This window comes from Pseudomonas sp. MB-090624 (genome assembly GCF_003205245.1).
Classification (GTDB): domain Bacteria; phylum Pseudomonadota; class Gammaproteobacteria; order Pseudomonadales; family Pseudomonadaceae; genus Aquipseudomonas; species Aquipseudomonas juntendi.
Genome location: NZ_QJRK01000031.1, coordinates 47,056 through 72,601, shown reverse-complemented (window position 1 = coordinate 72,601; position 25,546 = coordinate 47,056). Strand labels below are relative to the sequence as shown.

28 protein-coding genes and 1 pseudogene are annotated in these 25,546 nt (G+C 61.3%); 16 read left to right on the top strand and 13 right to left on the bottom strand.

The annotated features are described in order from the left end of the window. Window positions 1–14 precede the first annotated feature (14 nt). Genes DMX12_RS17870 through DMX12_RS17860 form a run of 3 tightly spaced genes read left to right on the top strand, consistent with a single transcriptional unit; the run spans window position 15 to window position 1,874 of the window. On the top strand, window positions 15–1,004 hold the full coding sequence (locus DMX12_RS17870) for a 2-hydroxyacid dehydrogenase (protein ID WP_110679041.1): 990 nt from the start codon (window positions 15–17) through the stop codon (window positions 1,002–1,004). 31 nt (window positions 1,005–1,035) lie between these two features. After that, complete coding sequence (locus DMX12_RS17865; RefSeq protein WP_110679040.1) at window positions 1,036–1,473, top strand: hypothetical protein; 438 nt, start codon at window positions 1,036–1,038, stop codon at window positions 1,471–1,473. Then, complete coding sequence (locus DMX12_RS17860; RefSeq protein WP_110679039.1) at window positions 1,470–1,874, top strand: META domain-containing protein; 405 nt, start codon at window positions 1,470–1,472, stop codon at window positions 1,872–1,874. Before DMX12_RS17865 ends, DMX12_RS17860 begins: the two co-directional genes overlap by 4 nt. 202 nt (window positions 1,875–2,076) lie before the next feature. Here DMX12_RS17860 and DMX12_RS17850 read toward each other — a convergent pair whose 3' ends face one another. Beyond that, the gene (locus DMX12_RS17850) at window positions 2,077–2,541 is read right to left on the bottom strand and encodes a TlpA disulfide reductase family protein (protein WP_110679037.1); all 465 of its coding nucleotides are present in this window, start codon (window positions 2,539–2,541) and stop codon (window positions 2,077–2,079) included. A gap of 85 nt (window positions 2,542–2,626) precedes the next feature. Here DMX12_RS17850 and arsC point away from each other — a divergent pair, with 85 nt between their 5' ends. The 3 genes from arsC to DMX12_RS17835 are packed head-to-tail and all read left to right on the top strand — an operon-like array spanning window position 2,627 to window position 3,988. Next, window positions 2,627–2,980, top strand: a complete 354-nt coding sequence (arsC, locus tag DMX12_RS17845; RefSeq protein ID WP_110679036.1) for an arsenate reductase (glutaredoxin) — start codon at window positions 2,627–2,629, stop codon at window positions 2,978–2,980. Then, window positions 2,977–3,582 (top strand): NAD(P)H:quinone oxidoreductase, encoded by a 606-nt coding sequence (wrbA, locus tag DMX12_RS17840; protein ID WP_029887453.1) that lies wholly within the window; start codon window positions 2,977–2,979, stop codon window positions 3,580–3,582. Before arsC ends, wrbA begins: the two co-directional genes overlap by 4 nt. After that, complete coding sequence (locus DMX12_RS17835) at window positions 3,575–3,988, top strand: DUF2069 domain-containing protein (protein WP_029887454.1); 414 nt, start codon at window positions 3,575–3,577, stop codon at window positions 3,986–3,988. Before wrbA ends, DMX12_RS17835 begins: the two co-directional genes overlap by 8 nt. A 459-nt stretch (window positions 3,989–4,447) precedes the next feature. Here the strand turns inward: DMX12_RS17835 and DMX12_RS17830 are convergent, their stop codons facing one another. The 9 genes from DMX12_RS17830 to DMX12_RS17785 form a co-directional block, all read right to left on the bottom strand. Further along, window positions 4,448–6,271 carry a S9 family peptidase gene (locus DMX12_RS17830; RefSeq protein WP_110679035.1) on the bottom strand — a complete coding sequence of 608 codons (1,824 nt, stop codon included), beginning with the start codon at window positions 6,269–6,271 and terminating at the stop codon, window positions 4,448–4,450. Then, on the bottom strand, window positions 6,237–7,397 hold the full coding sequence (pqqE, locus tag DMX12_RS17825; protein WP_110679034.1) for a pyrroloquinoline quinone biosynthesis protein PqqE: 1,161 nt from the start codon (window positions 7,395–7,397) through the stop codon (window positions 6,237–6,239). Before pqqE ends, DMX12_RS17830 begins: the two co-directional genes overlap by 35 nt. Beyond that, window positions 7,369–7,644 (bottom strand): pyrroloquinoline quinone biosynthesis peptide chaperone PqqD, encoded by a 276-nt coding sequence (gene pqqD / locus DMX12_RS17820; RefSeq protein ID WP_009682813.1) that lies wholly within the window; start codon window positions 7,642–7,644, stop codon window positions 7,369–7,371. Before pqqD ends, pqqE begins: the two co-directional genes overlap by 29 nt. Continuing rightward, entirely contained in the window at window positions 7,641–8,396 is a 756-nt protein-coding gene (gene pqqC / locus DMX12_RS17815) for a pyrroloquinoline-quinone synthase PqqC (RefSeq protein WP_009682812.1), read from the bottom strand. The genes pqqD and pqqC overlap by 4 nt, the downstream gene beginning before the upstream one ends. A 160-nt stretch (window positions 8,397–8,556) precedes the next feature. After that, the gene (pqqB, locus tag DMX12_RS17805) at window positions 8,557–9,468 is read right to left on the bottom strand and encodes a pyrroloquinoline quinone biosynthesis protein PqqB (protein ID WP_110679033.1); all 912 of its coding nucleotides are present in this window, start codon (window positions 9,466–9,468) and stop codon (window positions 8,557–8,559) included. 83 nt (window positions 9,469–9,551) lie between these two features. After that, window positions 9,552–9,623 (bottom strand): pyrroloquinoline quinone precursor peptide PqqA, encoded by a 72-nt coding sequence (gene pqqA, locus DMX12_RS17800; RefSeq protein ID WP_003243383.1) that lies wholly within the window; start codon window positions 9,621–9,623, stop codon window positions 9,552–9,554. Window positions 9,624–9,781: 158 nt separating this feature from the next. After that, window positions 9,782–12,082 carry a pyrroloquinoline quinone biosynthesis protein PqqF gene (gene pqqF, locus DMX12_RS17795; RefSeq protein ID WP_110679032.1) on the bottom strand — a complete coding sequence of 767 codons (2,301 nt, stop codon included), beginning with the start codon at window positions 12,080–12,082 and terminating at the stop codon, window positions 9,782–9,784. Between the two features lie 132 nt (window positions 12,083–12,214). Further along, window positions 12,215–13,009 carry a carbon-nitrogen hydrolase family protein gene (locus DMX12_RS17790; protein WP_110679031.1) on the bottom strand — a complete coding sequence of 265 codons (795 nt, stop codon included), beginning with the start codon at window positions 13,007–13,009 and terminating at the stop codon, window positions 12,215–12,217. Between the two features lie 15 nt (window positions 13,010–13,024). Further along, the gene (locus tag DMX12_RS17785; RefSeq protein ID WP_029887890.1) at window positions 13,025–14,707 is read right to left on the bottom strand and encodes an NAD(P)/FAD-dependent oxidoreductase; all 1,683 of its coding nucleotides are present in this window, start codon (window positions 14,705–14,707) and stop codon (window positions 13,025–13,027) included. Window positions 14,708–15,336: 629 nt separating this feature from the next. Between DMX12_RS17785 and DMX12_RS17780 the strand changes: the two genes are divergently transcribed. After that, window positions 15,337–15,627, top strand: a complete 291-nt coding sequence (locus tag DMX12_RS17780) for a hypothetical protein (protein WP_110679048.1) — start codon at window positions 15,337–15,339, stop codon at window positions 15,625–15,627. Window positions 15,628–15,639: 12 nt separating this feature from the next. Here the strand turns inward: DMX12_RS17780 and DMX12_RS17775 are convergent, their stop codons facing one another. Beyond that, window positions 15,640–16,101: an Lrp/AsnC family transcriptional regulator gene (locus DMX12_RS17775; protein WP_029887892.1), complete on the bottom strand. Its 462-nt coding sequence runs from the start codon at window positions 16,099–16,101 to the stop codon at window positions 15,640–15,642. A 420-nt stretch (window positions 16,102–16,521) separates the two neighbouring features. Here DMX12_RS17775 and DMX12_RS17770 point away from each other — a divergent pair, with 420 nt between their 5' ends. The 7 genes from DMX12_RS17770 (at window position 16,522) to DMX12_RS17740 (ending at window position 23,002) form a co-directional block, all read left to right on the top strand. Beyond that, the gene (locus DMX12_RS17770) at window positions 16,522–17,943 is read left to right on the top strand and encodes an integrase (RefSeq protein WP_110679030.1); all 1,422 of its coding nucleotides are present in this window, start codon (window positions 16,522–16,524) and stop codon (window positions 17,941–17,943) included. A gap of 480 nt (window positions 17,944–18,423) precedes the next feature. Beyond that, a complete protein-coding gene (locus tag DMX12_RS17765; protein WP_110679029.1) occupies window positions 18,424–18,639 on the top strand; it encodes an AlpA family transcriptional regulator in 216 nt (71 codons plus the stop codon). A 312-nt stretch (window positions 18,640–18,951) separates the two neighbouring features. Next, on the top strand, window positions 18,952–19,266 hold the full coding sequence (locus tag DMX12_RS17760) for a hypothetical protein (RefSeq protein ID WP_110679028.1): 315 nt from the start codon (window positions 18,952–18,954) through the stop codon (window positions 19,264–19,266). Window positions 19,267–19,366: 100 nt separating this feature from the next. Next, window positions 19,367–19,981, top strand: coding sequence for a hypothetical protein (locus tag DMX12_RS17755; RefSeq protein WP_110679027.1), 615 nt, complete (start codon window positions 19,367–19,369; stop codon window positions 19,979–19,981). Next, a complete protein-coding gene (locus tag DMX12_RS17750; protein WP_110679026.1) occupies window positions 19,978–20,220 on the top strand; it encodes a hypothetical protein in 243 nt (80 codons plus the stop codon). The genes DMX12_RS17755 and DMX12_RS17750 overlap by 4 nt, the downstream gene beginning before the upstream one ends. Next, window positions 20,217–21,233 carry a toprim domain-containing protein gene (locus DMX12_RS17745; protein ID WP_256598898.1) on the top strand — a complete coding sequence of 339 codons (1,017 nt, stop codon included), beginning with the start codon at window positions 20,217–20,219 and terminating at the stop codon, window positions 21,231–21,233. Before DMX12_RS17750 ends, DMX12_RS17745 begins: the two co-directional genes overlap by 4 nt. Further along, on the top strand, window positions 21,230–23,002 hold the full coding sequence (locus tag DMX12_RS17740) for a DUF927 domain-containing protein (RefSeq protein ID WP_110679024.1): 1,773 nt from the start codon (window positions 21,230–21,232) through the stop codon (window positions 23,000–23,002). Before DMX12_RS17745 ends, DMX12_RS17740 begins: the two co-directional genes overlap by 4 nt. A gap of 427 nt (window positions 23,003–23,429) precedes the next feature. On the opposite strand, the gene DMX12_RS30010 is transcribed toward DMX12_RS17740, so the two are convergent. Further along, the gene (locus DMX12_RS30010) at window positions 23,430–23,642 is read right to left on the bottom strand and encodes a hypothetical protein (protein ID WP_110679023.1); all 213 of its coding nucleotides are present in this window, start codon (window positions 23,640–23,642) and stop codon (window positions 23,430–23,432) included. After that, window positions 23,639–23,896: an ogr/Delta-like zinc finger family protein gene (locus DMX12_RS17730; RefSeq protein WP_256598901.1), complete on the bottom strand. Its 258-nt coding sequence runs from the start codon at window positions 23,894–23,896 to the stop codon at window positions 23,639–23,641. The genes DMX12_RS30010 and DMX12_RS17730 overlap by 4 nt, the downstream gene beginning before the upstream one ends. A gap of 127 nt (window positions 23,897–24,023) precedes the next feature. Between DMX12_RS17730 and DMX12_RS17725 the strand changes: the two are divergent. Next, window positions 24,024–24,482: pseudogene (locus tag DMX12_RS17725) on the top strand (GPO family capsid scaffolding protein); the annotation flags it as partial. 174 nt (window positions 24,483–24,656) lie between these two features. Continuing rightward, the gene (locus tag DMX12_RS17720) at window positions 24,657–25,382 is read left to right on the top strand and encodes a hypothetical protein (protein ID WP_110679020.1); all 726 of its coding nucleotides are present in this window, start codon (window positions 24,657–24,659) and stop codon (window positions 25,380–25,382) included. Window positions 25,383–25,546 lie beyond the last annotated feature (164 nt).

Here is a 25,546-nt window from a genome sequence, read left to right as displayed (position 1 = left end):
AAGGAACCCTGACCATGCGCGCGCTAGTGTTCAGCAGCCAGCATTACGACCAGGAAAGCTTCACCCGAGCCGCCAGCGGTAACCCCCTGGACCTGCATTTCCAGCCTGCCCGCCTGAGCCTCGACACCGCAGCGCTGGCCGACGGCTACGAGATTGTCTGCGCCTTCATCAATGACGAACTGGACGCCTCGGTGCTGCAGCGCCTGGCCGACGGCGGCACGCGCCTGATCGCCCTGCGTTCGGCCGGCTACAACCACGTCGACCTGGCCGCTGCGCAACGCCTGGGCCTGGCCGTGGTGCGCGTACCCGCCTACTCACCGCACGCGGTGGCGGAGCACGCCGTGGCGCTGATCCTGGCGCTCAACCGGCGCCTGCACCGGGCCTACAACCGCACCCGTGAAGGGGACTTTACCCTGCATGGCCTGACCGGCTTCGACCTGCATGGCAAAACGGTCGGGGTAGTGGGTACCGGCCAGATCGGCGCAGCCTTCGCCCGCATCATGGCCGGTTTCGGCTGTCAGTTGCTGGCCTACGACCCCTACCCCAACCCGGAACTGCTGGCCCTCGGCGCGCGCTACCTGCCACTGCCCGAACTGCTACGCGAAGCGCGCATCATCAGCCTGCACTGCCCGTTGACCGAACACACCCGGCACCTGATCAACGCCCGGAGCCTGGCCGAAGTTCAGCATGGCGCCATGCTGATCAACACCGGCCGCGGCGCACTGGTCGACACCCCGGCACTGATCGACGCGCTGAAAAGCGGCCAGCTCGGCTACCTGGGGCTGGATGTCTATGAAGAGGAAGCCCAGCTGTTCTTCGAGGACCGCTCCGACCAGCCGCTGCAAGACGATGTGCTGGCGCGCCTGCTGACCTTTCCAAATGTCATCATCACCGCACATCAGGCGTTCCTGACCCGCGAGGCGCTGGCTGCGATCGCCACTACCACGCTGGACAACATCAACTGCTGGGCGGCAGGCAATCCACAGAATCTGGTCATGGGTTAATGCTAGGATACGCGGCATTTCTGGAGGACCCATGGTCGAGCACGATTTCCGCTATACCCTTTTCAACCCGCAACACACCCTGATCGAGTGCCGCGCCCTGGTGCCAGGCCGCTATCAGGTCACTGGCAACGGCGGTTCGATGCACAAAGGCGATACCCTGCTGGTGACCCTCAAGGGCAGCAAGGACCTGGCCATGCGCCTGACCGTGGAGAGCGTGCGCCACCTGATCAACCCGCGCGGCCAGTGGGTTGCCGTGGCCAGTGGCCCGGTGTTCAACGAGCTGGAAATCCTCAACTGGAAGGTTGAGTGCGACCACTGTGACGCCGCCCTGGACTTCGAGTTCGCCGTAGACGCCAAGCTGGGCAAGCAAGCCCGCCAGCCTGCAGCCAGCGCACGTGTCGCCGAACTGGGCTGGGCCAGCCGTGGCGACAAGCATGTGTGCCCGCGTTGCCAGGAGAGCGCCGAGTGAAGAATCTGCTGACCGGCGCGCTGATTGCCACCGGCCTGCTCGGCTGCGCTGCGCAACCTTCGAAGTTGCAGCAGGAGCGCAGCTATGTGCTGGAGTGGATTGGTGAGCGCCCGTTGATCGACTACAGCCACCTGACCCTGACCTTGGCCAGTGATGGCCGTGCCTATGGCAATGCCGGCTGCAACCACTGGTTTGCACCCTACACGCTGGACGGCCAGCACCTGAGCTTCGGCAAGGTCGGCAAGACCCGCAAGCTGTGTGCGCCGGCGCTGATGGAGCAGGAAAAACGCTTCCTGCAGGCGCTGGAAACGGTGCAGCGCTGGGATGTGTCGCCCATCGAGCAACTGCGCTTCTGGCCGGCCGAGGGCAAGCCGCTGCGCTTCTGGCCTGAAGAAGGCTGAGCGCAGCTGCAAGCTGCGAGCTGCAAGCTGCAAGCTGCAAGCTGCAAGCTGCAAGCTGCAAGCTGCAAGCTGCAAGCTTCAAGCTTCAAGCTTCAAGCTTCAAGAAAAAGCAGCTCCTAGCACCGGCCTGCTTTTCTTGTAGCTTGAAACTTGTAGCTTGTCGCTTGTCGCTTGTCGCTTGTAGCTTGTCGCTTGCAGCTTGTCACCCCTGCTTCAGGGCCTTGATCTTGGCCTGCAGCCCTTCGAGGGTCTGTTCGCCCAGCAACTGCTCACGCACCTTGCCCTTGTCATCGATGATGTAGGTTACCGGCAACGCCTCGCTGCGCGGCAGGTCATAGCGCTCGGCCGGGTCCTGGGCCAGTACGGTGAACCCGATGCCCAGGGTTTCGGCGGCCTGCTTCAGGTCCTGGCCCTGCAAACCATCGAAATTCACCCCCACCACCTTGATACCCTCGGCCGCCCACTGCTTGGCCGCGGTATTGAGTTCCGGGATTTCGGTACGGCACGGCCCGCACCATTCCGCCCAGTAATTGAGCACCAGCCAGTGCCCGTCGATCTGTTCGGCCTTAACCGTATTGCCGTGCTGGTCTACGCCATAATCGGCACCGCAACCACCGAGCATCAGGCTCGCGGTGATGGCCAGTACTGCTGCCAGACGCCTTGCCATGGGTCAATCCTTCTCGAGTTTTAAAGCAAACTGGTCAGTCGCTGCGGTTAGAATAGCCGCCACAACCAGCTGGATGCGACCCCACATGACTGACCTCACGCTCTATCATAACCCGCGCTGCTCAAAATCCCGCGGCGCGCTGGAACTGCTCGAAGCCCGTGGCCTAACCCCGATCATCGTGCGCTACCTCGAGACCCCGCCAGACGCCGCCACCCTCAAGACCTTGCTCGGCAAGCTGGGCCTGGCCCCACGGCAGCTGCTGCGCACGGGTGAGGATGAATACAAGGCATTGAACCTGGCCGACCCTGCACTGACCGATGCACAGCTGATCGAGGCCATGGTCCAGCACCCCAAGCTGATCGAGCGGCCGATCCTGGTTGCCGGTGACAAGGCGGTGATCGGTCGCCCACCAGAGAAAGTGCTGGAGATCCTGCCGTGAGCCAACCCTACATCCTGGTGCTTTACTACAGCCGCCATGGTGCAACCAGCGAAATGGCCAGGCACATCGCCCGCGGCATCGAGCTGGCCGGCATGGAAGCGCGCCTGCGCACGGTGCCGGCGATTTCCACCGAATGCGAAGCCGTGGCCCCGGACATTCCGGCCAGCGGCGCGCTGTACGCCACCCTCGACGACCTGCGCCACTGCGCCGGCCTGGTGCTGGGTAGCCCAACCCGCTTCGGCAACATGGCGGCGCCGCTCAAGTACTTCCTCGATGGCACCAGCAGTCTGTGGCTGGGCGGTGAACTGGTAGGCAAGCCCGCCGGTGTGTTCACGTCTACCGCCAGCCTGCACGGTGGCCAGGAAACCACGCTGCTGTCGATGATGCTGCCGCTGATGCACCACGGCATGCTGGTAATGGGCCTGCCCTACAGCGAATCGGCACTGCTGGAAACCCGCGGTGGTGGCACCCCTTATGGCGCCAGCCACCATGCCGGGGCAGACGGCAAGCGTGAACTCGACCCGCACGAGATCGCCCTGTGCCGCGCCCTTGGCCAACGCCTGGCGAGCACCGCCAAGGCCCTGGAGGCCGCGCGTGGCTAGGAAGCCCAAGGTGTTGCCGCCGCTGGCCTGGCTGGCACCGCGCTTACGCCTGACGCGGGCGCTTAGCCTGGCGTTTTTCTTTGGCCTGATTGCCCTGCTGGTGGTGAACAACCTGTGGTTCGCCAACCTGCATGGGGCTCGGGTCGAGGTGATCCTGGCGATCGAACTGGTGCCGCTGCTATTGCTGCTGCCGGGCATGCTGCTGGGCAGCGCCCGGGCGCATGCCTGGACCTGCTTCGTGGTGAATATCTACTTCATCAAGGGCGTGCTGGCAGCCTTCGACCCGGCGCGGGCGGTGTTTGGCTGGGTTGAAGTGCTGGTCAGCCTGGGGCTGTTCATTGCCGGGCTGCTGTATGTGCGCTGGAAATTCCAGCATGAGCGGCGCATGGCGGGCGAAGGCAGTTGAGTCAAGGGGCTGCCTTGCAGCCCAATCGCCGGCAAGCCAGCACAGGTCTGCACATGGCTTGAGGCTGATGCGGTCGAGGTGGGAGATTCTATGGTTCCTGGCAAGGGTAGCCGGAGCATCTTCAGCGCCTGTGAGATCGAGCGCCGCCCGCGCGGCGCAATCGCGAGCTGCGCTCGCTCCTACGTTTGTTTCGGGCCAGTAACGCCTGTGACAGGCGCGCGCGGCCGCCTTGTTTGTACGGCGCGATATTGAGGCATGCACCAAGGCGTTCGCGCGCGAATCCCACAGGAATAATTGGCCCGAAACAAACGTAGGAGCGAGCGCAGCTCGCGATGCGCCGCGCGGGCGGCGCTCGATCTCACAGGCGCTGCATATCTTGTGACAAACACCTATCAGCCCTGATGCGATCCCCGTGGGAGCTGGCTTGCCGGCGATTGGGCTGCGAAGCAGCCCCCAGGGTCAGCCTTCCAACACCCGGCAATAGAACTTCCACTCTTCTTCCAGCGCGTGCGCCAGGTTCTGCGCCTTGCGGAACCCATGCCGCTCGCCCGCGTAGAAGTGCCCGTGCGCCTCGATCCCGTTGGCCTGCAACGCCGCCAGCATCGACCGGGTCTGCTCTGGCACCACCACCGCATCCAGCTCGCCCTGGAAGAAGATTACCGGCACCCTGATCTGCCCTGCATGCAGCAGCGGCGTGCGTTGGCGGTAGCGCTCGGCATCCAGGGCGGGGTCGCCAATCAGCCAGTCCAGGTAATCACCCTCGAACTTGTGCGTGGCACGCCCTAGCGCTATCGGGTCGCTGACCCCGTACAGGCTGGCACCGGCACGGAACACGTCATGGAACGCCAAGGCGCAGAGCGTGGTATAGCCCCCCGCGCTGCCGCCGCGGATGAACGCCTTGCGTGGGTCGACCAGGCCCTGTGCTGCCAGGTGCCGGACCGCTGCACAGGCGTCGGCCACATCGCTCTCACCCCAGCGCAGGTGCAGTGCCTGGCGGTACGCCCGGCCATAGCCGGTGCTGCCCCGGTAGTTCAGGTCGGCCACGGCAAAGCCGCGCTGGGTCCAGTACTGGATGCGCGGGTCGAGCACCGGGTAGCAGGCCGATGTCGGGCCACCGTGGATGAACACCACCAGCGGTGCGGCCCCCTTCGAACGTGCCGCCGGGTAGAAGAAACCATGCGCCTGCTCACCGTCACTGGCGTAGTGGAACGCCTGTGGCAGGCTGACGTGGTCGGCTGGCAGCACTTCGGCCCCACCGGCCAGCACGCGAACCTCGTGGTTGCTGCGGTCGATGGCAATCACCGCCGGCGGGCTGATGGGCGAGGCGGCGATGGCATAGAGGTGGTCGCTGTCTATGGCCAGGTTGCGAAAGCGGGTGTAGGCACTGGCGAAGCGCTCGGTGCGGCCATCGGCCCCGCGCACCCCCAGTTGGCCGAAGCCGTTTTCGAACCAGCTGGCCAGGTAGCTGTGTGGGCCCAATGGCAACCAGGTGCAGGTGCCCAGCTGCCAGGGGGCCGCCGCGTGGTCTGCCTGCTCGGCAGGCATCGCCTGCCACTGGCCATCGACTTCGCCCCAGGGTTGCCAGAACCCATTGCGGTCGGACAGGCAGTACAGCCGGCCTTCGCCATCGAAGCGCGGCTGCTGCAGCGATTCCTCGGCTGCCGCCACGCACTGCGCGGGTAACCAGTGGCCACTGGCATCGCGCATGCGGCACATCAACCGGGTCACGGTCCATGGCTGTGCCGGGCGGTCCCATTCGATCCACGCCAGGCGCTGGCCGTCGCCACTCACCGTCGGTGCAGCATAGAAGTCGGCGCCTTCGGCAAGCACTTCGCAGCCGCCGTCGCGCAGCGCGACCAGGCGATGTTCGACCTGGTCGGCGTGGCGTTCTTCAACCGCCAGTACCTGGCCGTCGTGCCATTGCACATCGCCATAGCGGCAGTTGGCATTCTGCGTCAGGGCCCGCGGTTCCAGGTCGTCCAGCGGCTGGGTGTAGACCTGCTGGTCCTGCTCGTTGACGAACACCAACCCGTCGGCGCCCAGGCAGAAACTCCCACCGCCATACTCGTAGACCCGGCTGCGCACGCTGAAGCCATCCGGGGTCAGGCAGCGGGCCTGGCAGTACAACCAGTGCCAGATGCGGCAAGCCCCATCGGCTGGGCGGAATTCCAGCCAGAACAGCCCGTCGGCACTGACCTTGAGTTCGGCAAAGTCGGTGCCGGCGGCCACGGCCTGGGCCGCGCTGAATTCAGCCGCGGGCGATGACACGGGAGTTACGTTCATTGCGGAAGGTCATCTGTTCAATGGCGAGCTGGGCGCTTTCGGCCTCCTCGCGGGCCTTGAGAATGATGCCGTGGTCGGCCGACTTGGCGCACACCGGGTCGGCGTTGCGGGCGTCGCCGGTCAGCATGAAGGCCTGGCAGCGGCAGCCGCCGAAGTCCTTTTCCTTTTCGTCGCAGGAGCGGCACGGTTCGCGCATCCACTCGTAGCCACGGAAGCGGTTGAAGCCGAACGACTCGTACCAGATGTGGTGCAGGTCGTGCTCACGCACATTAGGGAACTGCACCGGCAGCTGGCGGGCGCCATGGCAGGGCAGTGCAGTACCGTCAGGTGTGATGGTGAGGAACAGGTTGCCCCAGCCATTCATGCAGGCCTTGGGGCGCTCTTCGTAGTAGTCCGGGGTGACGAAGATCAGCTTGCACGGGTTGCCTTCGGCCTTGAGTTTTGCGCGGTACTCGTTGGTGATGCGCTCGGCACGCTCCAATTGCGTGCGCGTTGGCAGCAGGCCAAGCCGGTTGAGGTGCGCCCAGCCATAGAACTGGCAGGTGGCAAGCTCGACGAAGTCGGCTTCCAGCGCGATGCACAGCTCGATGATGCGGTCGATCTTGTCGATGTTGTGCCGGTGGGTGACGAAGTTGAGCACCATCGGGTAGCCGTGTGCCTTCACTGCGCGGGCCATTTCCAGCTTTTGCGCAAAGGCCTTCTTCGAGCCGGCCAGCAGGTTGTTGACCTGCTCGTCGCTGGCCTGGAAGCTGATCTGGATATGGTCCAGGCCGGCCTCCTTGAATTCGGCGATGCGCGCCTCGTTCAGGCCAATGCCGGAGGTGATCAGGTTGGTGTAGTAACCCAGCCGGCGGGCCTCGCCAATCAGCTCGGCCAGGTCCTGGCGCACCAGCGGCTCACCACCGGAAAAGCCGATTTGCGCGGCGCCCATCTGGCGAGCCTCGGCCATGACCTTGAACCACTGTTCGGTGTTCAGCTCCTGGCCCTGGGCGGCAAAGTCCAGCGGGTTGGAGCAGTACGGGCACTGCAGCGGGCAACGGTAGGTCAGCTCGGCCAGCAGCCACAGCGGCAAGCCCACAGCGGGCGTGGGCGGCAACTCAGGCGAGGACGATCCAGTGTTCGGCACGGGCTACCTCCATGAACTGCTCGATGTCCTCGGCTACCTGGGGCACGCCGGGAAATTGCTGTTCGAGTTCGTTGATGATCGCTGCAACATCGCGCTGGCCATCGATCAGCCCACCGATCAGGCTGGCGCTGTCATTGAGCTTGATCATGCCTTCAGGGTAGAGCAGCACATGGCCTTTCTGCGCCGGTTCGTACTGGAAGCGGTAGCCGGGGCGCCAGTTCGGCACTTGGTTACGGTCGAAACTCATAGGGTGATCCCCTTGTGCCACACCCGGTCCTGGGTGACGGAGTGATAGGGCGGGCGGTTCAGCTCGTAGGCCATGCTCATGGCGTCGAGCATGCTCCAGAGGATATCCAGCTTGAACTGCAGTATTTCCAGCATACGCTCCTGGCCTGCGCGGGTGGTGTAATGCTGCAGGGTAATGGCCAGGCCGTGCTCCACGTCACGCCGGGCCTGGCCCAGGCGGGTACGGAAGTACTCGTAGCCGGCCGGGTCGATCCACGGGTAGTGTTGCGGCCAGCTGTCCAGGCGCGACTGGTGGATTTGCGGGGCGAACAGTTCGGTCAGCGAGCTGCTGGCCGCTTCCTGCCAGCTGGCGCGGCGGGCGAAGTTGACGTAGGCGTCTACGGCAAAGCGCACGCCGGGCAGTACCAGCTCTTGCGAGCGCAACTGGTCGGGGTCCAGCCCCACCGCCTGGCCCAGGCGTAGCCAGGCCTCGATACCGCCGTCTTCGCCGGGGGCACCGTCGTGGTCGAGCAGGCGCTGTATCCACTCGCGGCGTACTTCGCGGTCGGGGCAGTTGGCCAGGATCGCGGCATCCTTCATGGGGATGTTGACCTGATAGTAGAAGCGGTTCGCGACCCAGCCCTGGATCTGCTCGCGGCTGGCCCGGCCTTGGTACATCGCCACATGATAGGGGTGATGGATATGGTAAAAGGCGCCCTTGGCGCGCAGGGCCTGCTCGAACTCGGCAGGGGACATCGGCAGTGCATCGCTCATTCGGCTGGCTCCTGTAAAACGCTTGACTGGCCTGGCAACTCACCCCTGTGGGAGCGGGCATGCCCGCGAACACCGGCCAAGCCGGTGCCATGAACTGTATTGGCTGCTTCGCGGGCATGCCCGCTCCCACAGGGGTTCAGTGTCGTCTGGCCGTCTGTATTTACAACTCGATACTCATGCCGTCGAAGGCCACTTCCACGCCCCGGCGCAGTACTTCGGCGCGTTCGGGCGATGCTTCATCAAGTATCGGGTTGGTGTTGTTGATGTGGATAAGCACTTTGCGCTGGCGCGGGAAGCCATCGAGCACTTCCAGCATGCCGCCGGGGCCGTTCTGCGCCAGGTGGCCCATCTCGCGCCCGGTGCGGGTACCAACGCCACGGCGCTGCATTTCATCGTCTTCCCACAAGGTGCCGTCGACCAGCAGGCAGTCGGCGCCGTGCATCATCGTCAGCAGCTTTTCATCGACCTGGCCCAGGCCAGGGGCGTAGAACAGCTTGCCGCTGGTACGGGTATCTTCGACCAGCAAGCCAAGGTTGTCGCCCGGGTGGGGGTCGAAGCGGTGCGGCGAGTAGGGCGGTGCGGCGCTGCGCAGCGGGAAGGGCGTGAAGCGCAGGTTGGGGCAGGCGTCGATCACAAAGCTGCCTTCGAGCTCGATGCGGTTCCACTGCAGCCCACCGTTCCAGTGGCTGAGCATGTTGAACAGCGGGAAGCCAGTGGTCAGGTCCTGGTGGACCATGTCGGTGCACCACACCTGGTGCGGGCAGCCTTCGCGCAGGCTGAGCAGCCCGGTGGTGTGGTCGATCTGGCTGTCCAGCAGCACGATGGCGTTGATGCCGGTATCGCGCAGGGCCCGGGCTGGCTGCATGGGCGCAAAGGCTTGCAGCTGCGCGCGGATGTCGGGCGAGGCATTGCACAGTACCCAGTGCACGCCGTCGTCGGACAGGGCGATGGACGACTGGGTGCGCGCCGTTGCGCGCAGGGTGCCGTCACGGTAACCCTTGCAGTTGACGCAATTGCAGTTCCACTGCGGGAACCCGCCACCGGCGGCGGAGCCGAGAACCTGGATATACATGGCCACTCTCTATGCTGTGCGAAATCCGTATCTTGAAAACGAAAACGCCCCGGCAGGCCGAGGCGTGGAACCGTAAGCCGGGCTTAGCGGTTAGCGAAGTACATGGTGACTTCGAAGCCGATACGCAGATCAGTGTAAGCAGGTTTGGTCCACATGGAGTTACTCCTTCCGGATGGGTTTTGGTTTGCTCAGCTACTACTTGGGTACCGCCATGCGCAGGAGGTTCCCAGAACTGGGATTGCGCTATCTTACAAGAAAAATTTGTACCGAAAGGTTAATTATTCGAAAAGTGCCATTGCACTTTGCGTAACAATCATGGGCTTTCGCCCTGCCAGGAAGTGTCTGGCGCGGCAGCGTTGGCCAGGCAAAGCCAGACAGCCCCCGTATCGAGCAGGTTGCTGAGCAACTGGTCCAGATCCGTCTGCCGCGTGTTCAGGATAGACCTGCGCAGGCCATCGAGCTGGCCTGGTTGTGTAGCCAGGTGTGTCTGCCATGCCCACTCGGTGACCTCCGTGTTGGCCATGGCCGGCTCGGCAAATTGGTCGGCCAAGGCCTGGCGAACCCTGGCGTCAAGGGTAACGCCCTGGCGCAGCAGGGCCGTCAGGTGGTCAAGGACCTGAACCTGGCCAGTGTGCGGAGACTGCACACCGAACAACAGGCCACCCACCCCCTCGATCTGGCGAAAGGCACTGAATACCGCGTAGCCCAGTTGCAGTTCCACTCGCAGCCTTTGGTATACCGGGCCTTGCAGTAATTGGGCGAGCAGGCGGCCGCGGGCTTCGTCTGCCGCAGGCAGTGGGCAAAACAGCAACAGGGCATGTTCACTGCCTGGGGCGCTAACGTGGTACCAGCGCTTGCTGGCCCAGCTGGGTGCTGGCGTAGGCCGCGCACCTTGGCCGGGGCACTGCTGCACGGCAACACCCAGTGCGCCCAGCGCTCTGGCGTCGAAACCCGTAGCCAAGCCATGCCAGTGCGATTGCTGCCACAGGCTAGCGAGGTGCTGTTGCCCCAGCGAGCAATCCGGCGCTGTTTCAGGCAGGCCACCGGCTACCGCATCCGGCAGTTGCTGCAGCAACAGGCGGATGGGTATCAATGCCGGGGGCTGCGCGGCGCTGGCTTGCCAGCAGCTGGCAGGCGGTTCGCGCAGCAACCCCAAGGCCTGTTGCGTTGTGCGCAGCACCGCTGCTGGCTGCCCGGCGCAGCGCAGCTGCCAGTAAGCGCCGGCACTGGTGAACTGCAGTTGCACCGAGGCGCGTTCACAGCGTTCCTGCAACGGCGCCAGGGCCTGTTCGAGCACCCGTTTCAGCGGCTGGCGCAAGGGCGAAGGCACCTGCCAGCGCAGGTACAGCGCCGCGTACTGGCGCGAGGCCGGGAGCTGGCCACTGATGGTCAGCGCCGCCGGCAGCGGCTGCGCGTTGGCATTGGGCAGTTCGGCGCTGAGCAACGGGTCGGCTGGCGGCAATTGCCAATGGCCGCACTCGGCGCAGGGCAAATCATCAAGCAGCGCATCCAGCGCGTGCAGGCCTTGGGCATCCAGTTGGGCAAACGGCCGGCCTGCGCTGTCCCGGCGGGCCAGCTCCAGTGCGCTTGCGCTGTGCGCGCGGCTGCGCTGCAACGCACCGAACTGCTGGTTCAACGAACGGCGGTCGGCTTGGCGCATGAAACTGAACCAGCCGTGCAGCAGGTCGCGGGCTTCGTCCGGGCAGGCGTTGGCACTGAGCTTGAGGTCGAGGTGCCACAGCAACTGACCGGCGAATGCATACAGTGTTTCAGCTTTGAAACTGTGCAGCCAGCCACGCTCACGCAGGGTGCCCAGCCAGGTCCCGGGGCGGCTGTCTTCAAGGCCAGTGGTCAGCAGCTCCAGCGCTTGCTCGGCGCCGTTTGGGAGTTGCTGGTGCGTGAACACCAGCGGGTTGGCCGCTGCCGACAGGCAGGGTGGCTGCGCCTGAGCCACAGGCTGCCCCACAGCGAATAGCCCGGCATGTTGGCGGCCGATTCGCTCCAGCTCATCCAGCGGTTGTGGGCCGCACAGGTTCAAGGTGATCTGCCCGCCCTGGTAAAAGCGCCGGTGAAAACCGCCGAGCGCTTGCTGGAAGCGCGGATCCTGCAGGGCCAGGGTGTAACGGTTGCCGGCATGGAATGCGCCCAGCGGATGGCCAGGCGCGGCCGCTTGCAGCAAGGCGAACTGCTGCTGGGCCTGCGGGTTGCGGGCCCAGGCGATGAACTCGGCATGAATCACCTCGCGTTCGCGGCGCTGGCGCTCGCTGCCCAGGTCGGGTTCGGCAAGCATCTGGCACAGGCGCTCGAGGCCGCCGGCCAAAGCACTGGGTGGCACTTCGAAGAAAAAGTCGGTAGTACGTCCGCGGGTGCTGGCGTTGACTTGGCCGCCGAGGGTTTGCACGTAGCGCATCAAGCCATCGTTCAGCGCAAAGCGGGAGGTACCGAGAAAGAACAGGTGTTCGAGAAAGTGCGCCAGGCCGGGCCATTTGGCGGGGGCATCGTGGCTGCCCGCGTGCACCCGCAGTGCGGCTGCCGAGCGCTTCAGGCGCGGGGCGTGGCGCAGGGTCAGCTGCAGGCCGTTGGCGAGGGTCAGGTGGCGGGTGGCGTCAGGCATGGGGGGCTCCGGTTGCTCGGTTTCCATGCTAACCCATTTGTTCCCAGGCCCGGCCCCTTCGCGGGCGAGCCCGCTCCCACAGGTACTGCACAGGGCTTTAGGTTCACGCGGTCGATGTGAAAGCGGCCCCCGTCAGCCTCGACGCAAGTGCAGCTCCTGGCGCAGATCGCTCAGGTAGGGGAAGGCCGCGCGCCCCTGCACCACCCGCTCATGCTCAAGTTCGGCCAGCAACAGGCATTCATCGTGCCCGGCCATCGCCAGCAGGCTGCCGTCCGGGCCGATGATGCTGCTTTGCCCGCAATACTGGATCTGCCCTTCTGCCCCGCAGTAGTTGGCATACACCAGATAACACTGGTTCTCCTGCGCCCGCGCCCGCACGGTCACCTGGCAGGTGAAATCGTAGGGCGCCATGTTCGCCGTTGGCACCAGAATCAGCTCGGCGCCGTCCAGTGCCAGGCGCCGGGCGTTCTCCGGGAACTCGATGTCGTAGCAGATCAGCAGGCCGACCTTCCAGCCCTCCAGCTGTACCACCGGGAAGTGATCGGGGCCGGGGCTGAACATCGAACGGTCCAGTTCGCCGAACAAGTGGGTCTTGCGGTAGTTGCCCAGGCTGCGCCCATGGGCGTCGATCAACTGCACGCTGTTGTAGATCGCCCCGTCCTCGCCGCGCTCCGGGTAGCCGTAGACAATGGCGATGCGGTACGCCTGGGCGATTTCCACCACCGCCATGGCTGCCGGACCATCGGCCGCCTCGGCCAGGTGCTCCACCTGAGCCAGGCCGATGTTGTAGCCGCTGAGGAACATTTCCGGGCACACCAGCAACTGCGCGCCACGTTCAACTGCCAGCTGCGCCTGCTGGCGCAGCCTTTGCAGGTTGCCGGGTACATCCAGCGGCTGGGGATGGCCCTGGAACAGAGCAATGCGCATGTTGCCTCCTGCGTGTCAGTCGGCCAGGGCGATCGGGCCGATTTCGTCGAACACGTCGCCAGGGCCAGGGTTGTCGGGGTGGGTACGGCCACCAAAGTGGTTCATGATACCCCACACCGCATTCAGTGAAGTCTGCACCGCGCCCTCGACCCAGGCAGGTGTCCACGACACGTCGTCCCCGGCGATGAACATGCCGCGCTGTTCGGCGGGCATGTCCTGCTGCATGAAGTGCGCGTACATGCGCTGGTTGTAGCGGTAGTGGCCCGGCAATGCACCCTTGAAGGCGCCGAGGAAGTACGGGTCGGCTTCCCAGGACACGGTGATCGGGTCGCCGATGATGTGCCCGGCAATGTCGGTTTTCGGGTAGATCTTCTTCAGCGCATCCAGGGCCAGTTGTACGCGCTTTTCCACCGGGTGCGGCAGCATCTTCAACGCATCGCTCATCCACGCGTAGGACAGGCAGATGACCCCCGGTTTGTGGTCACCGTTATCGAACAGGTAAGTGCCGCGGGTGAGGCGGTCGGTGAGGGTCATGCTCATCAGGTCGCGGCCGGTTTGCGGGTCTTTGTCCTTCCAGAACGGCCGGTCGACCATGACGAAGGTCTTCGACGACTGCATGTAGCGGGTCCGGTCCAGGGCCATCCACATTTTTTGCGAGAACAGCGATTCCTCGCAGTCGATCTGCGTGGTCAGCAGCCAGGTCTGGCAGGTGGTGAGCACGGCACTGTAGTGGCGGGTGTCACCCCAGTTGTCGGTAACCGCCAGGCGCCCGTCGGCTGCGCGGGCGATACGTTTTACACCGGTACGCGGCGCGCCGCCGTGCAGTGCGCTAAGGCTGGTGCCCTGTGGCCAGTGCACGCAGCGCTCCGGTACATGGCGCCAGATACCTTGTGGCACCTGTTCAACGCCGCCGACTACCAGGTGCTGATGGTCGTCGCAGTTGGTCATGACCACGCGGAAAATTTCCAGCATCGAGTTGGGGAAGTCCGAGTCCCACCCGCCCGTGCCGAAGCCGACCTGGCCGAACACCTCGCGGTGCTGGAAGCTCAGCTTGGCGAACGAGCGCGAGGTGGCGACGAAGTCATAGAAGGTACGGTCGTCCCACAGCGGTACCAGCTTGTTCCACAGCTCTTTCAGGCGGGTGACATCTCGGTCGCGGATGGCTTGCTGGATGTCGGAGAACTGGGCACCGCTTTCCAGCGCATCGGCCCAGGCGTCGGCCACTTCATGGAACAGTTGCGGCAGGTCGGCAGCCTTCTCGGCGTAGTAGGTCTGGCCCTCCAGGTCGATCACCGTACTGCCCGACGCCGGGGTCAGCGGGTTGGGGAAAGGCTTGGTTTCCAGGCCTAGCTTGTCCACATAGTGGTAGAAGGCAGTGGACGACACCGGGAAGCGCATGCCGCCGAGTTCGGCCACGATCCCGTCGGTGCCGTTGAAGGCTTGCGAGCGCAGCCGGCCGCCAAGCTTGGAGGCCTCGTAGACCACCGGCTTGAGGCCCAGCTTCATCAGTTCGTACGCCGCCACCAGGCCGGCGATGCCCGCACCTACGATGGCCACCTCTTCACCGTGGCGTTCAGCCGGGATACTGCCAAGGCCTGCCGGGTGTTCAAGCCAGTCGTCGAAAGCGAAGGGAAAGTCCGGGCCAAAGATGGTGATCGGCTTCTTGCCGTCGGCGGGGTGGCGGTTTTTCTTGTTCATGAAGTGACCTTGCCAGAGGGGCTGCGCGGGGAGCAGAGCCTGAGTATAGGAGATGCCTGGTGGTCATTTTAGGGACAGCGGGGTTCGTAATTAAGATGCAGAGTGTTGTCTTAATGTCGTTTTATGAGTCGAAATCTATTCCAAAAAATACATTATGACGAAGACTTGCCCGTTGTAGGAGCGGCCTTGTGTCGCGAAAGGGCCGCAAAGCGGCCCCAGCAACATCTGCTGTATGCACAAATCCTGGGGGCGCTTCGCACCCCTTTCGCGACACAAGGCCGCTCCTACAACGGGCTGTGTAGCACTTGCGATCTGGGTGATCAGATACGTCCTACACCCATGACTTGAGATAAAGAATTACCCTACACCCGCTATAGCCCCGGTCTGGCTGCGCGGAAAATGTCTCAGGGTTAACTTCACCGGGTCGCCGTTCTAAGGGCGACTGGGTGTGAGAACCCATCATTCAACTTCGCACCAAGGCTTGTGTCATGGCAGCCGTGCGCGGGCAGGCTTTGGCCTGGCCGGATTTCCAAGTTGGCCGGTTCTCACCCCGTGCATGGCTGCCACCTATTTCCCGTGAGAAGGAGTTGGTAGGCAGTTTCCTCAAGGCTCAATTTGGGAATTGCATCATGAAACAGACGGACTCTGACCGACCCGAAAAACTCAAACCCACCGCCGAAAAGCCCTTCTGCAACTGCGAAGCCAGCCACCCGCCGCTCTTCGCCATCCGCCCCGGCATTGACGCCGCCGACGCCTGGGTCCACGCCTGCCTGCTAGCCCGTGGCCTCAACCAGATTGCCTCTGACTACGCGCAACACCACGCGCCCGAGCGCAGCCGTGACATTGTCTGGTCGATGCAGCATTCTGCCGAAAGCCTGTCGGCCATCCTCGATGGCCTGCTCGACGGTCAGGAAGCCTGACCGCCAGCCCGCTCACAGCGGCTGACCGCGGTCCACCTTGCTGCTGAGGATGATCGACGTGGTGGTTTTCTCCACCCCGTCGACACTGCCGATCTGGTCAAGCAACTGATCCAGTTGTTCGGGTGAGTCCGTGCGCAGCCAAGCCACGTAGTCGAATTCGCCACTTACCGCGCACAACTGCTGCACTTGCCCCATGGCACTCAAACGCCGCACCACGTCCTTGCCGGAGCGCGGTTGCACCTTGATCCCCACATACGCTTGCAGCCCGCCACCGATCACACTTTGCCCAAGGCGCACACCGTAACCGGCAATGACCTTGGTCTTCTCCAGCCGCTCCAGGCGTGAATTGACCGTGGTACGGGCGATACCCAGCTGACGCGCGAGGTTGGCCACGCTTTCACGGGCGTTGATCTGCAGCAGAGCGATCAGCTGGCGATCGATTTCATCCAGGGTGATAAGGCGGGCATCCGACATGGCGAGTCTCTACGGTTGGCCCGCTAGCCTAGCCAGCCAATGCCAATCAGGGCAAGGCCAGCCGCCGCCGACGCGGTCCCTGTAGGAGCGGCCTTGTGTCGCGAAAGGGGTGCGTAGCGCCCCCAGGATTTGTGAATCAAGCAGATATCGCCGGGGCCAGAGCATGCTCCGAACATATAGCCAGGCACGAAAAAGCCGCGCATTCGCGCGGCTTTTCAGTAGCTGGTGGGCCCACACGGACTCGAACCGTGGACCAAAGGATTATGAGCGAGCTAAGGTGGCGTTTCTCGGTGTCGCGTAGCGTTCCTGCTATTCCATAAAATCCAGTAAAAACAGCTAGTTTCCACGTTCCTTTGTTTTCCGGCGTTTCAGTCAGTACCCTAGTTTTTCGTCCGAAACGGGGAAGGAACGGGGAAGGCAATGGCAAAACGTGCAAGATTGACCGACCTGGAAGCTCATGCGGTCAAGACCAGGAAGTCGGAACCAGTCGGTTCGCGAGGCAAAGGAACGTTGCTCCTGGAGCGCAAGGCATCCGGTGCCATTAACGCCTACTACCGTGAGAGAACGCCCACCAGCGATCAGCGTCTGCCGCTTGGCACGCTAGCCCGCAAGCCCCGGCCAGGAACAGGCGAGCGAACATTAGATGAGCTGAGGTCAGATGCTATGCGCCTGGCTGGCGAGGTAGGGGCCGCAGGCGGTATTGGAAAGTACCTGGAACACCTGGCAGAGCATAGCGCGGCGATGGAGGTGGAAAGGCTTAGGCTACAGCGCCAGGCGGAGGCTTTGGCGCGGCGGGGCACCTTTGGTGATCTGCTGGATAGCTACGTGAGCAAAATGGTGGCAGAGGGCAGGGTAAGCGCCAAGGAAATCGACAACATGTTTCGACTACATGTGAAGGACTACCATCCGGGGCTGGTAGACCGTGTGGCTGCCGACATCGAGCCAGAGGATATACAGCTCATCTTGGCAGGCGTGCTGGGTCGTAAACCTAAGGGGCGGGGGATTGGCCATAAGGCTGCGGGGACATCGGCCAACGGCATGCGCACGACGTGTGACAAGCTACGCCGCTACCTGCAAGCCGCCTTCAGCCATGCTGCAAAAGCCCACCTTGCTCCTGAGCGGATAGCCAATGAGGGCAAGGTCTTTTCGATCCGCTCCAACCCAGTGAGAGACATTCCTGTCACTCAAGGCACTGGGGCCGGTGACACCGAGTCGCTCACACCTGATGAGTTGGGAGCCCTTCTGAGGCACCTCGACACACTGCCCGTCAGGCACACGGCGATCACCAAGGCAGCCATTTACCTGGGTGGTCAACGCCTCACCCAGCTATGCACTGTGCCATGGGAGGCTGTCACAGACGACACGCTGTGCCTTATGGACGGGAAAGGGCGCAAGCTCCAAGCGTGGGAGCATTTGCTACCGATCACCGAGCGAATCGGCCAGATCCTCGAGCCGCTGCTAGATGACCGCATTGGCCCTGGGCCTTTCTCACTGACGCTCGGGAAGTCTGCTAATCCAAATACTGTCTCGGCCATGTTTATCGATGCAGGTCGATCACTTTCGGCAGCCGGTAAGTCCCGTGCGTTCACCTGGAAGAATGTCCGCGTGACGGCTGAATCACTCCTGGCACACCTGGGCGTCGGTGCTGAGGTGCGGGCTTGGCTGCTATCACATGGCCGCAGTGGAGTGCAGGCAAAGCACTACGACCGTTATAGCTACCTGCCGGAGAAGCGCGCGGCCCTGGAGCAGTGGGGTAGGTACTTAGATGGCCTGGTCAACGGCGATTCACCTGCCAATGTGGTGCTGTTAACCCGTCGTTCAAAAAAATCCGACGAACGGTAATTTCGTCTCGGTTAATGGATATGTGGCCCACATATCCGTGCATATCCCTCAGAGTGATAACCAGAAAGCTAAAACCCTTCTAAATCAGCTGCTTGACCGTCTTTTCTGCGCTCTATGCGCATTGTTTTAAGTGAGAAACCGTAGATACCATTCGATCACTGGATGACCTCCACGAACAGCTCTGAAACACCCGAATTAGACAGTGATGACCTGAGTGACTTCGTGGATATGTGTGTACTGCAGGCAAAAGAAACCCCGGTATTTGCCGTACCGGGGCTTATCAGATGAAGGCGATATCAGCGCCCTCCTGCGTACATGGAAAAACCAGTACACGTTCCGAGAGGTGAAGCGGTTGCAGAGATTTCGACTTGGGTCGTAAGCCCAGCCGGAACTTTATTGCGAGTGGGAGGGCCATGCAACATCTGCCATCCACCCGTGCTCCACCGTCTCGGTTTTTCATAGCGCTTAGAGAAATCGACGATGACGCCCGCCATTGACAATGCACCTGTTCCGAACGTTCCGCGTGCTGGTATCCGTGCCACCACCGAGCAGCTATGCACTCTTTACCAGATAAGCCGCACTACCTTCTGGCGCTGGACGAAAGCCGACAACTTCCCCGTACCTATCCGTGCTGGTCGCGTCCTGCGCTGGGATGCAGACGCCGTAGACGCCTTCCTCACAAACAGGAAGGGTTGAGCCATGCCGATTCGCACAGCGACCCCTCCGAGGGTTGCAAAGTTACGCGTGCGCCGCTATCGTTCTCTCGTCGCTGCCAATTCAGCGACCGGGTTTGGCGACCCGATTACTGTTAGGCGCACAGGCGCCCCCATCACGATTGCAGGCGCTTTTTTTGTGCCCGTACATCTTGTTTATGGTGGCTGTGCGCGGGAGACCCTCGGGTCTGCCGGGTGCCTAACGTCCCGGTTCGCCAACCTGCGCACAGCTGCCACCCTAAATCGTTTGGCGACGATCAGTGGCAGCTCCAACGCTACGTTAGGAGTACCACCAATGAAAGCCCTCATTCCGCCTGCAATCCGCGCACTCGCTCACCGTCGCATGGCTTTGAGCGCCCTCCGCGCAAATTCATCTCTCTCTGTACGTCTCAAGCGCTACAACGCCCACATGAACATTGTTCGAACCCTGGAAAGCCAAGGGTGCGCAATGAGCAAGCACCAAATCAACAACCCTGATGCCTTCGCCCCTACGGGGCTCAGCTCGCTACGCTCGACTCTTTACCAGCGTGGGCTGCTCGCCCACACCCCGGCAGGGCAGTGCCCTGCACCCATGGGCTGCAAATCGCCGCGGCTAAATCAGGCCGATTGATCACCTGGGGCACTGGTTGCCATTGATTTGAGCTGTTGCGAAGCGGGTTACAGGCGTATCAGCCCTGTGATCTTCCTCCCCTCACTACGGGACGATTGAGATGAACATTTTCCAAGAGCGCAGTGATGCGCTGAAGGGTTCGGCTTGCCTGGAAAAAGCCTTTGATGTGCTGCACCTGGACGCTCACAGCGCCCAAGTTGGGTATGTGAAGCCTGTTCGGACATATCGCTTGGTCGGCGACCAAGATAGCGTCCAGGCAGGCGACTACGGAATAGCAATTGGCGGAGACAGTGGCACTGCCATGACCGGCGAAAGCGGAACGGCAGTGGTAGGAGACAGGGGCTCAGCGCTGGCAGGAATGTTCGGGACAGCAAGTGCAGGGGAGTGGGGACGTGCCAGCGCAGGGGACGGTGGTGTGGCCTCTGTTCTTACTTGCGGTATCGCCATTGCTGGTCATTGTGGGGTAGCAAATGCCGGTGATTACGGTACTGCCTCTACCGGTGCCAAGGGTACGGCCAGCGCAGGAATCGGGGGAGCGGTCTGTGCCGGCGAGCAGGGGGAAATTCGCCTCAAGTATTGGGATGGTCGGGCGCAGCGCTATCGGACTGCTGTTGGTTACATAGGTGAGAAAGGTTTAGTAGCCGGAGTTTTTTACAAGCTGGACAAAAACCATCGCTTCATCGCCGTGGGTGCTTCCCAAGGGGGTGTCCAATGAAAATTGGCGTTAAAAGCTCCCCGCTTACGATAGAGCAGCTATCGCAGCTCTCTGGACAGTCCATCTCTTCTATCCGTCGTGAGATCAAGAATGGGGCCTATCGCACCATTCCAAAGACTGACGGCACAAAAGGCGTGCTCATCGACATGGAAGACTTGGCGCAGCAAGCAACGCAGCAAGCCGAAGAAGCTCTACGCCAAGCGCGAGGGACAAGCCTTCTCCGAAAGGAGCAGAAATGATGAGCCACTTGCGACCTGTTGAATTGATCCGTCATGCAGCAGCTGGAGCCCTGAGTGCGGCTGATGTGCTTTTGGCCGAGTGGCTTCCTGAAGGCAAGCGTAAAGGCCGCGAATGGGTGGCGGCGAACATCGCTCGCGGGGATCGGCAAGCCGGTTCCTTCGGTGTATCGCTCGACACAGGCCGGTGGAATGATTTCGCTGACAGCGGTGCCCATGGTGGCGACCTGGTGTCGCTGCTGGCCTATCTGCGCGGATGCGGTCAACTGGATGCGGCCAAGGAAGTGGACGAGCGCCTGGGCCTGGGCCTCTTCAAGCTTACGGTTACGGATGCTCAGCAGCTACAGGAACGCCAACAAGTGTCCGAGCGCGAGCGTGCCTCTTGGCGCCTGCGTGAACAACAGCTCCAGGAGGAAAAGCAGCTCCAGGCTGCCCGTGAAGCCGCGCAGCTCTGGAAAGTAGCGAAGGCCGCTGATCCACTGCACACCTACCTGTTGGCCAAGGGGGTGAAACCGCACTTGGTGCGCCAGTTGGGGCAAGGGAGGTTGGTGGTGCCGCTCTGTGATAACGGGCGCTTGGTGAACCTGCAGATCATCACGCCGGATGGCAGCAAACGCTTTCTGATGGGGGGGCGTGTCCAAGGTTGCTATTCGCCACTGGGCAAACTCTCCGAGGGATGCCGCCTGTATGTGTGTGAGGGTTGGGCAACGGGCGCCACGCTGCACCAAACCACCGGGTGTGCGGTGGTCTGTGCGATGAATGCCGGAAACCTTAAGGCTGTAGCCATGGCCATGCGTGAGCGCTATGGCGCCACGATTGACCTAGTTATTGCCGGTGACGATGACCGCAGCACGGCTAGTAATCCGGGAAAGCGTGCTGCCAACCAAGCCGCTCGTGCTGCCGATGCTCGTGTGGTTTTCCCTGAGTGGCCCTCTGACGCCCCCACCGCCCTATCCGATTTCAACGACCTGCACCTCTGGCTTGCGGGTCAATCCAACAAGAGCTGCAAGCCATGAGCACACATGAAAAGCCCCCGACCTTGAGTCTGGTGGGCGAGCCACAAGCACCTGCATTCGAAAAGCTGGAGCGGCCCCGCTACGCCGTTTACGAGCACCCTTGCACTGTGGAGGGCAAGCTCTACAAGGCCGGCACCTGGTATCACGGATTGAAGCAAAGCGGGCCTGACGAGAAGGCCATTCCAGTCGATCACTGGATCTGTGCCCCCTTGAATGTGGAAGCTGAAACGATTAATTCAGAGGACGGCACCATAGGCCGCTTGCTGTCGTTCACTCACCGGGGACGGCGCATCGAATGGGTCATGCCTATGGAGGCACTGGGGGGGAAGGGTGATGAGGTACTGAAGGTGCTGCTGAGTCGCGGCCTGGTCATCGAGCACCACCAGCGCCGACAAATCGTGCCCTACTTGGCCAGCCACCAGTCACCTGAGTTGGTGATCGCTACGACCAGCAAGCCGGGCTGGCATGAGTCGGGGGCGTTTGTACTGCCGTCTCGAGTCATTGGTGGGGACAACGTGCGTTTCCAAGACTCTGGCAGGGCGGCCAACATCTTCACCAGCAAAGGCACCGTCGACGGCTGGCAGGCCGAAATTGCCGCCCGGTGTGTGGGCAACCCCGTGTTGATCCTGTCAGTTTGCTGTGCCCTGGCGGGCCCTTTGCTCGCCAAGGTGGGGGTGAATGGGGGCGGCGTGCACCTGGTGGGTGATTCGTCGAGTGGTAAATCCCTTGCCCAGCTCCTCGCAGCGTCCGTATGGGGCAATCCTGGGGCGTTCGCCGCGTCCTGGGACGTATCGAAGGGCGGTATCGAGATCGAGGCCGCATCGCGTAATGACACCATCCTGATCCTGGACGAAATCAAGCGGGCTGACCCAAAGCGGGTTCAGGAAATGGCGTATGCCATCGCCAACGGCATGGGTAAGGGCACCATGACCAGGGAGCGAGAGGGTCGTGCCAAGTTGACCTGGCGTGTCCTGGCGCTATCCAGCGGGGAGCGTTCACTGTCAGACCACGCCGCGATTGGTGGCAGCAACGCCCACGCCGGTGCCGAGCTGCGTATGGTGGATGTCAATGCGGGTACTCGCGCACACCGCGCTTTTGATGACGTGCATGGGTTGACGGGGCAAGAGTTTCACCGGGTTGTGAGCGATGCCGTCACCCAGCATTACGGCCACGTAGGCCCGGCGTTCGTGGAGTCGCTGATTCAGCATCCGGAAGATCTGCACAGCGCGTTCCGGCAGGTACGGGAAGCCTTTACCACCGAGAGTTCACAGGCAGGCCGAGTAGCGGATCGCTTCGCAATCATGGCGCTGGCTGGTGAATCGGCTATTCGCCGCAAACTGCTGAAATGGCCGAAAGGGACTGCCATCAAGGGCTGCCAAACGCTGTTCAACGAATGGCTGCAAACTATGGGTGACGGTAGTGCAGAAGATCGTCAAATACTTAGTGGTATTAGCGAGTTTATCGCCCTGCACAGTGATAGTCGTTTCTCAGACATTTACGCCGAACATGCCAATGTAACTGTTCGTGAACGTGCTGGTTATTACCAGGTCGACTCCGATAAGCGCCTTTACTTGTTTAATCCACCTGGTCTTAAAGAGGCAGCATCTGGATTTAGCCAGGCTCGAATAGTACGCGCCTTGATCGGCGTGGAAGCCTTGGTACAAATGGATAGTGAAGACAATCGGTGGACGAAAAAGCGACGCACGCCAGGTGGTGGGAATTCCCGTTTTTACGTGATTGACCCCGATAGGCTAGAGAAAGAGGGGTAAGCCGGCCGCGCTCCCCTATAAGTCACGAGCGCAGTGCTGTTTTTGATCGGGAACACCGGGAACATCGGGAACGGCCAGAGAATACGGGGCTTCTGGCGTTCCCATTTAAAACACAAGAGTGGGAACATGGGAACACAACTCTGTTTAATAGGGTACGTCCCACCCATTCTGTTCCCGGTCAAAAAAATGCGGGAACAGAAAAATGCTCTGGAGGCCCCATTCTAGAAGGGTTTTCCCGAAAATCCCGCGTTCCCCGTTTTTTGAAATCAGACGCGGTAAATAGGGGGTGTCGGTGGTTTTTGTTGACAGATATCTGAAGCTTTGACCTACGCGAGCGTTTTGCACGCCAGGTGGTGGGGTTGACGCAAGCTACCGACCGGGGCCCCCACCCCCTTGGCGAGCCGCTTTGAGCCGTTGCCGTCTGGCATCAAATGATATCTGCACCGTACTTATCATCGCTGCCCGGTTTGATGCCGCCCGCCTGATTGATGAGATCGATAGTTGTCCAGGGGCCAGAGCGACCACGGAATATCCTTACCCCTTGACCTATTAAGCACCGCTCAACATCGGAGCGCCGTTGATAACCTGTAACCAGCTGAAGGTCCTGGAATGTCAGCACACCAGGTACGGCCCTAGTCATGGCAATAGGTCCAGCTGCTGGAGTATGTGTCTTTGCTGTTCCTCAGTGAGTTGCAAGATTCGATCAATAACTGTGCTCCCTACTGTCTTTAAATTTGAAGGCTTTAGAGTATGAGAAAAACTGAACTCTGAAACAAAGCTGTGCCCGCAGTGCGGCTCAAGACACATGCAATAGAGTTTTGCGTAGGTTGGTGATTCTTCTTCAATCCTGGAAATACGTGCCTTATTCCCACAAGATCCACAATAAATCCGCATTAGTTGCGCCTCAAAAGGACGGATAGCTGTCTGCTGTATGTTAATATTAACATGTTGGTGCGACATGCTGTGCATGTTTCCAGTGATGCACTTTTAGACTAACTACCTTCGCTAAGTGAGGCTCTTAATGCCCCGATCACTTGTTACTTCCTGGAAGCGTGTCGCTACGAGTGGCCCGACTGCTGACGGGCGAGAAATCAAAGCGCAGGATTTACGTGACTGTGCCGAAACCTATTCGCCATCTAAATACACCGCTGTTATCTGGGTCGATAACCAGCGCGGCAGTGGAGCGCACGGTACAGTTTACTCTGTACGCTTGGTCGATAATGATACTGGGCTTGCAAAGGGCCAAGTAGCATTAGAAGTACAGATGAAGCCAAACGCCCGCTTGCTCCAGTTGAATCGCGACGGAGAAAAGTTGTTTTCTAGCGTCGAGATAACGCCAAATTTTGCTGGGTCTGGTCGGGCTTATATGACAGGCCTTGCTGTTACTGATGAACCCACCAGTCTCGGAACCCAGGAACTCTATTTCTCCAAGAAAGCGAATAATGCCACCTATCGCACAAAGACCGTGCCGATGCGTACTGCACCCATGAGCAAGGTGCTGGCCGCAAGCCTGAAGCGCGTTACGCGGGAGGTTAGCGTTCAGGTGAGGGCCTTCAAAGAACGTAAGTATCAAGTCAGGTCAACCAAACGAGTGCTCTAACCGAACTTTTATATGGTTGCGTTAAATCTCACATAAACATTTAGGAGTAATTCTGTGGAAGCTAAAGCCTTTGATATCGAAAACCTGACACCTGAATTGCAGCGTCGCGTAAATTGCTTTGAAGCTAATAAAACTTCGTATGTCGATCTGCAAAGTGAGCTCGTGGAAGTCACGCAAGAGAACCAGCGTCTGCTACAGAAAGCCGCTGAGCTTGAAGGGCAAGCTAATCGTACTGATGCGTCTTGGAAAAGGCTCGCAGGAATGGGGGGTATCGACCATGCCAAAGTCAATGAAGAAATTGAGCGCGCCGAAAAGCTTAGAAAGGAAGCCAAAGCCATGCGTGCCACTGTTGAGGCGCGGGCCAGTCTTGAGAGAAGTTTGATTCTGCAATTGGCAGAGGTGCGTAATAAATTTGGCAATGAGCATAATTCACTTAACAATGCGTATTGGCAAGCACAGCTTGCAAGTATGCTTGCCCGTGACGGCTTGCGCGAAGAGCTGATGCAAATTTTTGCATTGACCAGAGCGCTATCTATCCGCGATCTGGAAGTGAATGACGGTTTGTTGCGTAACTGTAGCGGCTCGCGTGAGAGAGAAGAAAAGAAGAATGAACTTGTCTGGAGGGCATTCGGGAAAGAGTTCGAGAAGCTGTTTGGCGGTGCTGAGAAGGTCGCGCCACCGCCAGCCTTGGTTACTGTTCCTGGTTCACTCTCGAAAGAGGTGGCAGTGAACTCGCCCGCTGCGTTGCACAAGCTCAAGACCCTGAGCGCCAAACCCTGAGCCTACCCCCCACCTGGCGAGCAAAGCTGTTAGCACGATAGCTGCCGGGTCCGAGTGATCGGCCTCGGTGGCATTCGCGAATTTTTCGCAGTGTCCTTTAAGCGAGCCAAACTCATCATTCGGCGTCGCCGCAATCACCCCTGACGTGCAGTTGAGTGCAACTG